At 63.6% G+C, this 14,707-nt stretch carries 13 protein-coding genes; 1 reads left to right on the top strand and 12 read right to left on the bottom strand.

Annotation, left to right across the window (positions count from 1 at the left end; all coding sequences use genetic code 11):
- Window positions 1–49: 49 nt before the first annotated feature.
- The 12 genes from BM125_RS17860 to BM125_RS17805 form a co-directional block, all read right to left on the bottom strand.
- A complete protein-coding gene (locus tag BM125_RS17860) occupies window positions 50–2,311 on the bottom strand; it encodes a carboxy terminal-processing peptidase (protein ID WP_092410556.1) in 2,262 nt (753 codons plus the stop codon).
- Window positions 2,312–2,351: 40 nt separating this feature from the next.
- Window positions 2,352–3,332 carry a lipoyl synthase gene (gene lipA, locus BM125_RS17855; protein WP_092410524.1) on the bottom strand — a complete coding sequence of 327 codons (981 nt, stop codon included), beginning with the start codon at window positions 3,330–3,332 and terminating at the stop codon, window positions 2,352–2,354.
- Window positions 3,329–4,009, bottom strand: coding sequence for a lipoyl(octanoyl) transferase LipB (gene lipB, locus BM125_RS17850; protein WP_092410522.1), 681 nt, complete (start codon window positions 4,007–4,009; stop codon window positions 3,329–3,331). The genes lipA and lipB overlap by 4 nt, the downstream gene beginning before the upstream one ends.
- A gap of 168 nt (window positions 4,010–4,177) precedes the next feature.
- Window positions 4,178–4,468, bottom strand: coding sequence for a YbeD family protein (locus BM125_RS17845; protein ID WP_092410554.1), 291 nt, complete (start codon window positions 4,466–4,468; stop codon window positions 4,178–4,180).
- A complete protein-coding gene (locus BM125_RS17840; RefSeq protein WP_092410520.1) occupies window positions 4,468–5,709 on the bottom strand; it encodes a D-alanyl-D-alanine carboxypeptidase family protein in 1,242 nt (413 codons plus the stop codon). Before BM125_RS17840 ends, BM125_RS17845 begins: the two co-directional genes overlap by 1 nt.
- A 74-nt stretch (window positions 5,710–5,783) precedes the next feature.
- Window positions 5,784–6,668, bottom strand: a complete 885-nt coding sequence (locus BM125_RS17835) for a septal ring lytic transglycosylase RlpA family protein (protein ID WP_092410518.1) — start codon at window positions 6,666–6,668, stop codon at window positions 5,784–5,786.
- Window positions 6,665–7,705: a lytic murein transglycosylase B gene (gene mltB, locus BM125_RS17830; protein WP_245778976.1), complete on the bottom strand. Its 1,041-nt coding sequence runs from the start codon at window positions 7,703–7,705 to the stop codon at window positions 6,665–6,667. The genes BM125_RS17835 and mltB overlap by 4 nt, the downstream gene beginning before the upstream one ends.
- Window positions 7,706–7,748: 43 nt before the next feature.
- Window positions 7,749–8,867 (bottom strand): rod shape-determining protein RodA, encoded by a 1,119-nt coding sequence (rodA, locus tag BM125_RS17825; RefSeq protein ID WP_092410514.1) that lies wholly within the window; start codon window positions 8,865–8,867, stop codon window positions 7,749–7,751.
- Window positions 8,864–10,747 (bottom strand): penicillin-binding protein 2, encoded by a 1,884-nt coding sequence (gene mrdA / locus BM125_RS17820; protein ID WP_092410512.1) that lies wholly within the window; start codon window positions 10,745–10,747, stop codon window positions 8,864–8,866. Before mrdA ends, rodA begins: the two co-directional genes overlap by 4 nt.
- On the bottom strand, window positions 10,744–11,235 hold the full coding sequence (gene mreD / locus BM125_RS17815; protein ID WP_092410510.1) for a rod shape-determining protein MreD: 492 nt from the start codon (window positions 11,233–11,235) through the stop codon (window positions 10,744–10,746). Before mreD ends, mrdA begins: the two co-directional genes overlap by 4 nt.
- Window positions 11,232–12,152, bottom strand: coding sequence for a rod shape-determining protein MreC (gene mreC / locus BM125_RS17810; protein ID WP_092410508.1), 921 nt, complete (start codon window positions 12,150–12,152; stop codon window positions 11,232–11,234). The genes mreD and mreC overlap by 4 nt, the downstream gene beginning before the upstream one ends.
- Window positions 12,153–12,171: 19 nt before the next feature.
- Window positions 12,172–13,218, bottom strand: a complete 1,047-nt coding sequence (locus tag BM125_RS17805; RefSeq protein ID WP_092410506.1) for a rod shape-determining protein — start codon at window positions 13,216–13,218, stop codon at window positions 12,172–12,174.
- A 302-nt stretch (window positions 13,219–13,520) separates the two neighbouring features.
- Here BM125_RS17805 and BM125_RS17800 point away from each other — a divergent pair, with 302 nt between their 5' ends.
- Window positions 13,521–14,456: a carbohydrate kinase family protein gene (locus BM125_RS17800; RefSeq protein WP_092410504.1), complete on the top strand. Its 936-nt coding sequence runs from the start codon at window positions 13,521–13,523 to the stop codon at window positions 14,454–14,456.
- The last annotated feature ends 251 nt before the right edge of the window (window positions 14,457–14,707 follow it).

Below are 14,707 nucleotides of genomic sequence, written 5' to 3'. Positions count from 1 at the left end.
GGCTGGCCCCGCGAATCTCGAATCCCCAATCTCGAATCCCCGTCCCAGATCAATCCACGTTCGCAGCGGCCTCGTGCGGCAGGATCTGCGCGGCCAGCTTGGTGTTGCTGCGGATCAGGTCGATCTCGTCGGAAAGCACCTGGGCGGCCTCGTTGAGGATGATGTCGCGGCGCGCCTTGCGTTGCTCCTCGCGCGCGAGGTCCTTGGCGATGCTGCGCTCGTCCGCTTGCAGGCCGTCGTCTTCGAGGGTCACTGCGGCAGCGGAGTCGTCGTCGCCAGATGCATTGACTCCAGCCGAGGCCGTGTTGAGCTGGGGCGCCTTGCCGGTGTCCTTGAGCAGTTCCTCGCGAGTCTTCGCAGCCGGATCCTGGTTCGGGAAGGCGCCGCCGGCCAGTGCCTCGCGGGACTTGCGCTTGGCTTCCTGCTCGTCGCGCTCCTTGATGCGCACTTGCTCATTGAGTGAAATTGTCTTCTCGGCACGAATGCGCTTGGCCTCGACGATGTCTTCCTCGAATCCCTTCCACTCGGGATCCTTGGCGGTACGCGCCTCATGGCGCGCGATCAGCATCGGAATGACCGGCTTCAGGTCGGCGACGGGCTGGTAGTCGGCCTTCTGGATCGAAGTCCACGGCAACGCGTTGTCGTAGCTCGATTCGCCGAACTCGTCGCTGGCTGCCGTCAACGGGAAGCTGATCTCCGGGGTCACACCGCGCAGCTGCGTCGAGCCGCCGTTGATGCGGAAGAACTGCTGCACGGTCATCTTGAGGTCGCCGAAGGTCGGCTTCTCGTTGCGCGCCATGTCGTCCATGTTGAGCAGGTTCTGCACGGTCCCCTTGCCAAACGTTGGTTCGCCGATGATTACGCCCCGACCGTAGTCCTGGATGGCCGCAGCGAAAATCTCGGAGGCCGAAGCCGAGGCGCGATTGACGAGCACTGCCAGTGGACCGGTCCAGGCGGCACCGGCGCGGCGGTCGCTCTTTTCCTCGACGCGACCGCTGGCATCGCGAATCTGCACGACCGGCCCCTTGTCGATGAACAGGCCGGTCAGGTCGGTGGCTTCGTCGAGCGAGCCGCCACCGTTGTTGCGCAAGTCGACGACGACGCCGTCGACCTTTTCATCCTTCAGCTCCCCGAGCAGGCGCTCGACGTCGCGGGTGGCGCTCTTGTAGTCCTCGTCACCGCGGCGCCGCGCGTCGAAGTCCTGGTAGAAGGTCGGCAGGGTGATCACGCCGATGCGACGCGTGCTGTCGCCGTTCTTGACGTCGATCACCGATTTCTTCGCGGCTTGCTCCTCGACGCTGACCTTGTTGCGGGTCAGCGTGAGCATTTCGTGCTTGCCATCGGGGCCGGCCGCATCGGGCAGGACTTCGAGGCGAACCACGGTGCCCTTGGCGCCGCGGATCTTGTCGACCACGTCATCGAGGCGCCAGCCGATCACGTCGACGATCGGGCCATCGGCACCCTGTCCGACGCCAACGATGCGGTCACCGGGATTGAGCTTGCCGGACTTGGCCGCCGGACCGCCTGGAATGATTTCCCGAATGGCGGTGTATTCGTCGAGTCGCTGCAGAACCGCACCGATGCCCTCGAGCGAGAGGCGCATCGCGATGTCGAAATTCTCCGAGGCACGCGGGCTGAGGTAGTTGGTATGCGGCTCGATCGCGGTCGCATAGGCGTTCATGAACGTCTGGAACACGTCCTCGCTGTTGAGCTGGCGCACGCGATCGAGGTAATTCGAATAGCGCTTGTCGAGCGTCTCGCGAATGTCCTTGGCCGGCTTGTTGGCCAGCTTCAGCCGCAGCCAGTCGTTCTTGACGCGTTTGCGCCAGAGGTCGTCGAGTTCGGCGCTGTTCTTGGCCCAGGGCGCCTTCTCGCGATCATATTCGTAGCTTTCCTGCTTGCTGAAATCGAACGGCTTCGAGAGCAGCGTGCGCGAAAAATCCAGGCGCTCGGCGACCCGCTGCTGGTAAAGCGCGAAGATCGCGAATGGTGCGGAAAGGTCGCGTTCGAAGACGGCATCATCGAGCTTGTCGCGCACGCTGGCGAACGTGTCGATGTCGGCCTGCGTGAAGAACAGGTGATCACCATCGAGGCTGTCGAGGAAGCCGTCGAAGATCTTTTCCGACATGGCGTCATCGAGCGGAACCGGCTTGTAGTGGAAGCGCGAGAGGAATCGCATCGCCCACATCGCCGCTTCGGCCTGGTCGGCGGTCGGCTTGAGCACGAGCGGCATGCCCGAATCGGCAACCGGCTTGGCCGCGGCGATGCCGGATACGACGAGCAAGGCTACAACGAGAAAGAAGCGACGCATGAAACTCTCCATCTGGGCTCGGTGACGCTGTTCGATAGGATCAGGCAACTTCGACGAATCCGGCGGCATGGGCCATTTCGTCCGCATGGTATGACGAACGAACCATCGGTCCCGACGCAACATGGTCGAAACCGAGGCCCATTCCATACTCTTCGAGGGCCTTGAACTCCTCGGGCGACCAGTAGCGCAAGACCGGGTGGTGATGTGCCGTAGGCTGCAGATACTGCCCGATCGTGACCATATCGACCGCATGTTCGCGCAAATCGTTCAACGTGCGATGAACCTGCTCCGGGGTTTCGCCGAGGCCGAGCATGATTCCGGACTTGGTCGGAATGTCGGGGTGCTGCTCCTTGAAGCGTCTCAGCAGTTGCAGGGACCAGACGTAGTCGGCACCGGGACGCACCTCGCGGTAGAGATCGGGCACAGTCTCGATATTGTGATTGAAGACATCCGGCGGATACTCGGCAAGCAGCTCGAGGGCCCGCTCCATGCGGCCCTTGCCGCGGAAATCCGGGGTCAGGATCTCGATACGGATGCCGGGATTCTCGAATCGCACGGCGCGAATGCAGGCCGCGAAATGCCCGGCGCCGCCATCGCGAAGGTCGTCGCGGTCGACCGAGGTAATCACGACGTAGCGCAGGCGCATGTCGCGGATGGTGCCGGCCAGCTTGGCCGGCTCCAGCGGATCCGGTGCGTTCGGCCGACCATGGGCGACATCACAGAATGAACAGCGGCGCGTGCAGACCTCGCCGAGGATCATGAAGGTCGCCGTGCCCTTGCTGAAGCATTCGTGGATGTTCGGGCACGATGCCTCCTCGCAGACCGTGACCAGACGGTTCTCGCGCAGCTTGGCCTTCAGCTGGGCGACCGCATTGCCGGGCGGTATGCGGACGCGGATCCAGGCAGGCTTGCGCAGCATCGGCGCGTCGGCAAAGCCGGCGCGGTTGCGGGCGATCTTTTCGCCGCCAAGCTGTTTTTCACCGACCACGGTGAGCGGGATAGTCTTGTTCGAATCGTTCATGCGACACAGGTGGCCGCGACCAGGGCGGCAAAAGGCGGAAGTTCCGCAGCGGCCGGCTGCGGGGCCAGGCCGAACTGGCGGGACAGTTCGTCGATCAGTACATCCTCGACCGCAGACAACGAACCGGGACCACCCAAGTCTAGCACCTGGGTCACCTGCAAACCCTGGTAGCCACACGGGTTGATGCGCCTGAATGGCTCGAGGTCCATGGCCACGTTCAGGGCCAGCCCATGGAAGGAGCAGCCCCGTCGCACACGCAGGCCGAGCGCGCCGACCTTGGCCTCGGCCACGTAGACTCCCGGTGCACCCGCGCGCCGGACCGCAATGATATTCCAGTGCGCGAGGGTATCGATGATCGCCTGTTCGATACGCTCGACCAGTTCGCGCACGCCGATGCCGAGTCGCCTCAGGTCCAGCAACGGGTAACCGACGATCTGGCCGGGGCCGTGATAGGTGACCTGGCCGCCGCGCTCGACCTTGAGCACCGGTATGTCGCCGGCCGCGAGCACGTGCTCTGGCTTTCCGGCCTGGCCCAGGGTGAAGACGGGGTCGTGCTCGAGCAGCCAGAACTCGTCCGCCGTGTCCGCGTCCCGTCGATTGGTGAATTCGCGCATGCCTTGCAGGACCGGCTCATAGGGCTGGCGGCCGAGGCGGCGGATGAGCAGTGGCGGGTTCATGGTCGGCACATGGGGCCTGGACAGCGCTTCACAATCGCCATGGTCGCGCGATTGCGCGATGAAATCACCCCGCAGACGCCGCGCACCACGTTCAATGCGGCCGTAGCGGTATGTCGCAGGCAGGCGATCCGCGCTTGTCCAGCGCGGCGGCCTTCATGCGCCCCGGTCTCAAAGGGTCCAGCGGATGCCCGGATCCGCGCGCAGGGCGGCATGCGCGGCCTCGTAGGATTCGCGATCCGGGCACGTGAATGTGACTGACACCGAGTGATAGTTGCCTTCCCGAGAGGGCCGCGAGCGCAGGCTGCCGAGAATGACGTTGAGCCCCAGACCGGACAGGATTTCCGGCACCCGATGCTCGAGATCGGCCTCGGCCCGGCCCAGCGCGGTAATCTCGAAGGCGCCCGGAAACTGGAAGCCCTGATCCGGGCGTTCGGGCTTGATGTCATCGAGGTCGCGCATCATTGCGTACCTGGGACTGTGGTTTGCGCCGGTTCGCCGCTGCCCTTGAACCAGAGCATGACGCCATCACCGAGGCGCTTGAAGAAACCGCCTTCCGGCGCATCCTCGAGAGCCACGATCGGACGCTCGAGCAGCGACTTGTCGTCCAGCCGCACGCGCAAGGTGCCGACCTGTTGTCCCTTCTGCAACGGCGCGATCAGCTGGGCGGGGAGGTCCATGCTTGCCTTCAGGTCCGCGTAGCGGCCGCGCGGCAGGGTCACGACGACGTCTTCGGTAACGCCGAGCGCAGCCGTGGCCGCTTCGCCCTTCCACAGCTCAGGGGTCGCCAGCGGCTTGCTGGCTTCATACAGGCGGTGGGTTTCGAAGAAACGGAAGCCGTAACTGAGCAGTTCCTGGTTGGCATCGGCGCGCGCCTTTTCGCTGGCGGCGCCCATGACCACGGCGATCAGGCGCTGGTCGCCACGTTGGGCCGAGGTCGCCAGGCAGTAGCCGGCATTGTTGGTATGACCGGTCTTGATGCCGTCGACCGTGGAGTCACGCCACAACAGCGGATTGCGGTTGTGCTGCTTGATGCCGTTCCACTCGAATTCCTTGATCTTGTAGATCGCGTATTCGTCAGGGAAATCGCGGATCAGCGCGCGCGACAGCAGGGCGACGTCGCGAGCCGTAGTGTAGTGGTCCTCGTTCGGTAGCCCGCTGGCATCCACGTAGTGCGTCCCGGTCATGCCGAGGCGGGCCGCGTACTGGTTCATCAGGTCCGCGAACAGTGCCTCCGATCCGGCCGTGTGTTCGGCCAGCGCGATCGCGGCATCGTTGCCGGACTGGATGATCATGCCGTACAGAAGTTGTTTGAGCGGCACCTGGCTGTTCAGCTCGAGGAAGCTGGTCGAGCCGTCGGTACCTGCACCGCCCGAACGCCAGGCGTTTTCACTGATCGTGACCGGATCCTCAAGGTGGATCTTGCCGTGCTGCATTTCGGCGGAAACCACATACGAGGTCATGATCTTGGTGATTGATGCCGGCTCGACGCGCTGGTCGGCATTGCCCTCGAGCAGGAGTTGGCCGGTCGCATAGTCCATCAGAACCCAGCTCTTGGCATCGAGGACCGGCGGCGGCGGCGTCGGAGCCGCAGCCACGCTCGGGACGGGCGGCTTCGAGGGCTGCGGCGCCGGAGTCTGGGCGAAGGAGGTAGCGGCGGACAGAAACAACGCAGTCAGGAGCGGGAGAGAAAGCAACTTCATGGGCTAAACGGGTTCCTCGGGATGTTGGATTGACGGCTCGGCGCGACCGTCGTTGGCCAGGCATTGTGGCTCGTTCACTTGTCGATCGCCACGCGCGGCGTTCCCAGCCCCATCTTTTCGATTCGGGCGACCAGGGCGTCGGCGGCCTCGACGGATGACAACGGACCCAATCGGACCCGGTGGATTTCGCGACCATCGATGCGGGTGGAGACAATGCTCACGCGCCCGATTCCAGCATGCTGGATCCGGCCCAGAACCCGCTGCGCGTTGCCGCGATCGGCGAACGCACCAAGCTGCAGGAAAATCCGTGGATCGCCCTGTGGCACTGAGACCACAACGTCGGCCGGGGGTTCCGCATCCCGATCGGCCGGATCGATCGCGCGGACTTCGACCAACCCCGTGCCTTTTGGCCAGATGCCGATCCTCACGGCCGCCGCGTAGGACAGGTCGATAAGGCGGTTTTCGTGGAACGGCCCGCGGTCATTGACGCGTACGACCACACTTTTTCCGTTGTCGAGGTTGGTTACGCGCACGAAACTCGGCAATGGCAGGGTCTTGTGGGCCGCGCTGAACTGGTACATGTCATAGGGCTCCAGGCTCGAAGTCATGTAGCCATGGAACTTGTTGCCGTACCACGAGGCGATGCCGCGCTCGACATAGTGACGGGCGTCGGACATCACCGTGTAGGTCTTGCCGAGAACGCTATACGGCGACTTGTTGCCGTAGCGCGCCCTCGGCTCCGCAATCGGTACCGGTTCCGGCAGGCTGGCGATGTCGACCTTCGGCGCAGCGGGCCCGCTATCCCTCGAATCCCGGTAGCGCTCGGACTGGGGACGGTCCGTTTCAGCGGCCGGTGCGGGTCCGGCTGGCACTTGTGTCGGCGGCACCGGCCGCGGCTTGTGTGCGGCGCACGCCGACAGCAATACGGCGACCACGACCACGGTCAGCCTGACTTTCACGGGGTGTCGCTGGCCACGCCTGCGGCGATCTCGCCGGCCAGCTGGAAAACCGCCATGGAATACAAGGGACTCCGGTTGTAGCGGGAGATGACGTAGAAATTATGGAATGTCAGCCAGTCTTCCCGGCCCTCTTTTCCTTCCAGCTTGAGCAGCGTCCCAAGTTCCGCGGCATCCACCGGCGCGGCCGGTGCGTAGCCCCAGGCCTGCAGTTGCTCGACCGGATAGACCGGCTCGAGTCCATCCGGGGAAATCGCGCGGGCGTTGGCCGCGGTGCTCGACATGACGGCAACCGGCCCGCCGGCTTTCCAGCCGTGGACCGCGAAGTAGTTGGCCACGCTGCCGATGATGTCCGGCAACGAATTCCATAGATCGATACGACCATCGCCATCGTAGTCGCGGGCGAAATTCGCCACGCTGGTCGGGATGAACTGACCCCAGCCCATCGCGCCTGCATAGGAGCCGACCAATTCGTCGATCGGATAGGCCATGTGCGCATCGCCGAGCAGGAACAACTGGCGCAGTTCGCTGCGAAAGAACTGCGACCTCGGCGGATAGTGGAACGCGAGGGTGACCAGCGCATCGAGCACGCGATAGCTGCCGAAGTTGCGCCCGTAGCTCGTTTCGACACCAATGATGGCGACGATGATTTCAGGCGCCACACCGAATTCCGCGGCCGCGCGTTCGATCAGCTCGCGGTTGGCACGGTAGAAGGCAATTCCGTCATCGCGCCGCTTGTCGGTCAGGAAGATCGGCCGATAGTCCTTCCAGGGCTTGGCTTCGGCCGGTCGCGACATCGCATCGAGGATGCTTTGCTGGACCCTGGCCTTGGCCAGGGTCGCCAGGACATCCGCTTCGGACAGCCCGGCTTCGCGGTTCAGCTCGCGGGCGAATTCCCGATAAGCCGGATCCTCAGCCAGGACAGCCGCAGCGGCGGACTTCGACGGCTTCGCGTTCGCGGCGCCGACACAACCGGCCAACATGAACCCGCCCGCCATGGCGAAACCTGCAAGTACCCAGTGGATCTGCTTCAAGTTCAAGCAACCTGCCTTTCAGTTCGGATTACTGTAACGCGAGCGGCGCTCATGCGGCTACTCGTCGACGCTGCGCGTGGATGGACATGAGCACGCCGAAGCCGGCCAGAAGGGAAACCGCCGAGGTGCCGCCATAGCTGATCAACGGCAGCGGAACCCCCACGACCGGCAAGATGCCCGTGATCATGCCGCCATTGACCACCACGTAGACAAAAAACGCCATGCTGATCGAGCCGGCCAACAGGCGCGAATAGGTGTCGCGGGCGTTGGCGGCGATCCACAGGCTGCGACCGATGATGAACACATAGAGCAAGAGCAGAAGCGATACGCCGATCAGTCCCCATTCCTCGGCGAACACGGAAAAGATGAAGTCGGTCGTGTGCTCGGGAAGGAATTCGAGTCGCGACTGCGTGCCGTTGTGCCAGCCCTTGCCCCAGAGTCCCCCGGACCCGACGGCGATCTTCGACTGGATGATGTGCCAGCCCAGTCCCAGCGGGTCGGCTTCCGGATCGAGCAGCATGCGCACGCGGTTGCGCTGGTATTCGTGCAGGAAATGCCAGGCGACCGGTGCCGCCGCAGCGGCGCTGCCGATGATCACTCCGATTCGCCACCACGCAAGACCCGAAAGGAACACCGCGAACAAACCGCTGGCGACGATCAGCAGGGCGGTGCCGAGGTCGGGCTGCTTGGCGATCAGTGCCGCCGGTATCGCAATCAGGACCGAGACCACGCCCAGGGTCGACCAGCTCGGTGGCAACGGTCGCTGGTTGAGATACCAGGCGACCATCATCGGCATGGTCAGCTTGAGCAGCTCCGAAGGCTGGAAGCGGATCACGCGAAGATCCAGCCAGCGATGCGCCCCGCGTCCTTCGCCGAGCAATGCGACCAGCACGAGCAGGCCGACACTGGCCGTAAAGAACCATGGCGTCCAGTTGCGCAGGCTCGTCGGCGGAACCCGCGAGATCAGCGTCATCAACACGCCACCAAGCAGGAGTCGTATCCCCTGGGCGATGGCCTGGTCGCGATCGAGATCGCTGGCGCTGTATTGGGTGACCAGACCGACCACGGCCAACAGCAGCAAGGCGCCCGTGAGCGGCAAGTCGATGCGCGGTCGGCGGATCAGTGCGCCGACGCGGTAGCGCAGTTGGGCGAGCAGACTGTCCATCATGGCTCCGGGGCGGCCGCATCGGCGCTGGCGGCCGGCGCCTTGGGCTCGCCCAGCAACCAGGCGTCGAGCATCTTGCGCGCAACGGGCGCTGCATCATGGCCGCCGCCTCGGCCGGCTTCGAGGGCAACGATCACGGCGATACGCGGATCCTCGGCCGGGGTGAAGGCCTCGAACAGCACCTGGTGGCGCTCGATCGCCACCTGGGAGATGCTTTGCCACGTTTCGTTGGTCCGTGAATAGCGCTCTGCGGTGCCGCTCTTGCCTGCAATCACGTACGGAAAACCATTGCCCATCGTGCGCGCGGTTCCGGTCGGTCCATTGACGACAGCGATCATGCCTTGGCGAACTGCGTCCCAGTTGGAAAGGTTGGCGAAGAACGATTTGCCGGCAGGGGGCGCCGGTGATGGGACCGGTGCGTCGCCGATTCCCTGTTGCGTGGCGTAAAGCAGGTGCGGCTTTCGCGACACGCCACCGGCGGCAAGCATCGCCACGCCGTGCGCCAGCTGCAGCGGCGTAACGACCCAGAAGCCCTGGCCGATACCCGCAATGACGGTTTCGCCCGGATACCAGGCGGTATTGAAGCGACCGCGCTTCCAGTCGCGCGAAGGCAGTACGCCAGCCGACTCACCGACCAGGTCGATACCGGTCGTCCGGCCGAACCCGAACTTCGCCATCGATTCGGTCAGCTGATCGATGCCCATGTCCAAGGCCAGGGCGTAGTAGTAGGTATTGACCGACTGGGCCAGAGACTGCACGAGATCGACCCGCCCGTGGCCACCGGCACGCACGTCGCGATAGCCGCGCTTCTGCCCTGTAATATGGAACTCTCCGGTCGACAGGATCGTGTCGCTCGGGCGCCGCAGGCCGAGTTCGAGGCCGGCCGCGGCTAGGAAAGGCTTGACCGTGGAACCGGGCACGTAGCTGCCGCGCAGGGCACGATCGAGCAAGGGCTTGTCAGGATCCTCCAACAGCGCCTTGTAGTCGGTCTGGCTGATACCGTTGACGAACAGGTTGGGGTCGAAACTGGGGACGCTGATCATCGCCAGGACGTCGCCATTGCGTGGATCGATGGCCACCGAAGCACCGGGACGGTCGGCGAATGCTTCCTCGCCGGCCTCCTGGATACGCGAATCGATGGTCAGGTAGACGTTCTGGCCCGGAGTCGGGGCGACCCGCTCGAGCACGCGCAGAGGACGCCGGTCGGCGTTGACCTCGACCAGTTCGTAACCGGGCTCGCCATGCAGGATGTCTTCATAGGCGCGCTCGATGCCGGTTTTGCCGGCATGCGTGGTGCCAGCGTAACGCGAGGCATCGAGACGCTCGACATCGGCCGCATCGATGCGGCCGACATAACCGACCAGATGGCCGAATTCCTTGCCCTTCGGATAGTAACGGGTCAGGTACGGAACGACGTCGACACCCGTGAACCGCCAGCGGTTGACCGCGAACAGGGCGATATCCTCTTCGGTCAGTTTCAGGCGCAGGGGCACGCTCTGGTAGGACGGCTTGCTGCGGACCAGATCCCTGAAGCGCTCGATGTCGTCGTCGCTGATGCCTATCGTGTCGCGCAGGTCGTCCAGCAGGGCGTTCATGTCCCTGACCTGCTCGGGAACCACTTCAAGGCGAAATGCAGCGATGTTCTCGGCAAGCAATTCTCCGTTGCGGTCGTAGATCAGGCCGCGGGCCGGCGCAAGCGGACGCGTCAGAATTCGATTGGCGTCCGATCGGGCCTGGAACTCGTCATGGTGGACGACCTGGAGATACCAGAAGCGGACCGCCAGAATGGCGAGGGCGACGACGATGACCAGGAACCCGACCAGCGCACGCCGCATGAACATCGCGGCTTCCTGGCGCGTGTCCTTGATCGGCCTCGGCTTCATGACTCCTGTGCGCGCAGGCGGGCCCGCACGTCGTCGAGCAGGAGGAAGACGAAGGGCCATGCCAGCATACCGACCACCGGGGCCACCCAGAAGCCGAAGGTCGGGATCGGATCTCCCGAAAACCCTCGTACCATGAGCACGACGATGCGATCGTTGAGCAGCAAGGCAAGCACGGCCAGGGTCTGTTGTCCCATCGGGAAGAATCGCAGTCTTGATCGGAAGCGCAGCACGATGAAGGCCAGTACGATCAGGCGCAGGGCCTGTTCACCCAGCAGTTGCCCGGTGAGGATGTCGCCGGCAAGACCGAGCAGGAAGGCAAAACCCAGGCCAACCCGCTCCGGCGCCTCGATGGCCCAGTAGATCATCACCAGGGCGACCCAATAGGGCTTGAACGGCAGGAATGTCGCCGGCAGCGGAGCCAGCTGAAGCAGAAACGCCAGCAGGAAGCTGCAGGAAAATATCAGCAGCTGGGCGCGACGACGATTCATGGGTGCCCGCTCGTGTCTGGGTCCCGATCTGCATCGGGTGAAGCCGCGTCCAGAGGGGCAGGAGGTCCGACCGGCTGCGGCAGGTCCTGCAGCAGGAGGACTTCACCACTGCGATCGAGTGCAGCCGCCGGCCGCGCGATCGCGGCCGCAAACATGCCGCTTTCGTCATTGCTTATTTCGAGTATTTCTCCAACCGGAAAACCGGCCGGAAAACGACCGCCAAGTCCCGAGGTCACGAGCGCATCGCCCACCTTGATGTCGGCACTTATCGGGATGTTCGGCAGTTGCAGACGATCGATCGAACCGGTGCCGTAGGCGATCGTGCGCAATCCGGTGCGCTCGATCATGACTGGAATGGCATGGGTCGGATCGGTGACCAGCATGGCCACCGAGGTGTTTGGCAGCACCTCCACGATCTGGCCCATTACCCCGTGCGCGTCGAGGACCGGCTGTCCGACGCTGATCGATTGCGCGCTGCCGGCGTCGAGCACGATGCGATGCCGAAACGGATCGAGATCGATATCGATGAGCCGGGCCAACTGCACGCCCAGTCCGAGATCCTTTTGCACATCGAGGAGCTTCTTCAGGCGATCGTTCTGGGCCGACAAGGCCGACATGCGGTTGAGGCGGACCTGGGCCAGCAGCAGGGCCTCGCGCAAGCTGCGGTTTTCGTCGACCAGGTGGCTTTGGGTGGCGATGGCCAGGCTTCCGGCCCGGGCCACGTCCGACGGCAGGGCGGCAGCCCGGTAGATCGGCTCGACGATCGTGCTGGCGAACAGCCGCAGGCGTTCGAGGTACGAACCCCGGTGGTCGATGACCATGACGATCATCGCGAGCGTCAGATAGGCGATCAGGCGCGCCGTGCTGACCGCACCTTCGGCAAAGAGGGAAACCTTGTCAGTAGTTGCGAGCGGCATGCGCGTAAATCACATGCAATCACTCGGATGCAAAGAAGTCACCACCGTGCTGGTCCACGAGTTCAAGCGCACGTCCACCACCGCGGGCAACGCAGGTCAGCGGCTCGTCGGCGACATGCACGTGCAGGCCCGTTTCCTCGGAAAGCAAGCGATCGAGGTCACGCAGTAGCGCACCGCCGCCGGTCAACACGATACCCCTCTCGGCGACGTCGGAACACAGTTCGGGCGGGGTCTGCTCGAGGGCACTGCGCACCGCGCTGACGATACCGGACAGCGGCTCATGCAAGGCTTCGAGGATTTCATTCGAATTGACGGTGAACATGCGCGGCACGCCTTCGGCCAGATTCCGGCCGGATACCTCGATTTCCTTGACATCGGACTGGGGGAAGGCGCAGCCGACCTCCATCTTGATGCGCTCGGCGGTGGCTTCGCCGATCAACGTTCCGTGATTGCGCCGGACGTAGTTGATGATGGCCTCGTCGAAACGGTCACCGCCGATGCGGACCGATTGCGAATAGACGATGCCGTTCAGCGAAATCACGGCGACTTCCGAGGTGCCGCCGCCGATATCGAGGACCATCGAACCGCGTGCCTCGCCAACCGGAATACCGGCGCCGATCGCGGCCGCCATCGGCTCCTCGACGAGGAACACGTCACGGGCTCCGGCGCTTTCCGCGGATTCCTTGATCGCACGTCGTTCGACCTGGGTAGATCCGCAAGGAACGCAGACCAGTACACGGGGGCTCGGGCGAAACATGCGCGAGCGGTGCACCTTGCGGATGAACTGCTTGAGCATTTCCTCGGTCATCGAGAAATCGGCAATGACGCCGTCCTTCAGCGGCCGGACCGTGACGATGTTGCCAGGCGTCCTGCCGAGCATCTTCTTGGCATCGGAGCCGACCGCCGCCACGCTGCGCGGCCCGCCCGGCCCGCGGTCCTGACGAATGGCCACCACCGAGGGTTCGTTCAGGACGATTCCCTGTCCGCGCACGTAGATCAGGGTATTGGCCGTGCCGAGATCGATCGACAGGTCATTCGAGAAGAGACCACGCAAACCTTTGAACATGAGTTGAGCCGGACCTGATATGTGGAGCCGCAAAGAACGCGACAGTGTAGAGACGGCCAACCATGCAGGCAAGCCAAATTGGCGTTAAAACAAGCTTATTCCAGCGCCTGCAGGCGAAGATGCGTCCCGGAAGGTCGGCGACGGCACTGCCATCCGCCTGCGCCTGTACCACCGACTCGACATGCTTGCGTGCGCGGCCTTGCGATCTCGGGCAAAATCGACGCTTTGCCCCAGTTCGATGGCGGGAATCAGACACGATCTTGCCGCCGCCATGGCGCATTCATGCAATTCAGGGGATATCAATGTCGGCACTGATCTGCGGTTCGTTGGCCTATGACACCATCATGGTCTTTCCGGACCAGTTCAAGAACCATATTCTTCCGGACAAGGTGCACATCCTGAATGTGTCGTTTCTGGTGCCACGCATGCGCCGGGAATTTGGAGGCTGTGCCGGAAACATCGCCTACAACCTCAAGCTTCTGGGTGGCGAGCCGGTCCCGATGGCGACCGTAGGGCAGGATTTTGGGCCCTATCGCGAGCATTTCGAGGAATGCGGGATCCGCCTGGACCAGGTCAAGGAACTGAGTGACCTGTTCACGCCGCAGGCGTTCATCACCACCGACCACGACAACAACCAGATTACGGCCTTCCATCCGGGCGCGATGATGCGTTCCTACGAGAATCACGTGCGCGACGTACCCGGCATCCAATTCGGCATCGTCAGTCCGGACGGGCGCGAGGGCATGCTGCAGAATGCCGCCGAATTCAAGGAAGCCGGAATTCCGTTCATCTTCGATCCTGGCCAGGCCATGCCGCTATTCAATGGCGAGGAATTGCGCCATTTCATCGAGCAATCCGATTACGTCACCGTCAACGACTACGAATCGAGCCTGCTGCAGGAACGCACCGGCTGGAACGAAGCCGAGATTGCCAGCCGGGTAAAGGCCTACATCACGACCTGCGGCCCCAAGGGCGCCAAGATCCACGCCGACGGCACGACCCACAACGTACCACCCGCGCACGAACGCCGAATCACCGACCCGACCGGCTGCGGCGACGCGTTCCGGGCCGGACTCATCCACGGCATCATGAAGGGCTACGACTGGATGACGATCGGCCGAATCGGCAACCTGATGGGCGCCCTCAAGGTCGAACACCCCGGGACCCAGAACCAGCGCTTCGATTACCGCCAGTTCGCGGATCAGTTTCGTCAGCAGTTCGGTTACGCCCTCGATTAGGTCGGGAACGCGTCCCTTTGTCCAGGAACGAATAGCTCCGCCTTCAAATGGAGCTATCTTCCTGCTGCGGCCAACTCCCTCAAGCATCGACCTGTTTCCGTTCGCGCGGCTGCGCATGCACAAGAAAAAACCCCACCCGAGTGCTCGGATGGGGTTTGTGATAAAGCGCTGAGCGCTGACCAACACCGAAGCAGTGACGCAGGCAGCGCCCAGGAGGGCTGCGCCGCTTGTCGTGCTCTGGTGGGTTTCGC

Origin of the sequence: Dokdonella immobilis (assembly GCF_900115085.1) — a bacterium.
GTDB classification, from domain to species: Bacteria; Pseudomonadota; Gammaproteobacteria; order Xanthomonadales; family Rhodanobacteraceae; genus Dokdonella; species Dokdonella immobilis.
Note: the sequence above shows the minus strand (reverse complement) of the source record. Positions and strands in the feature narration are given on the sequence as shown.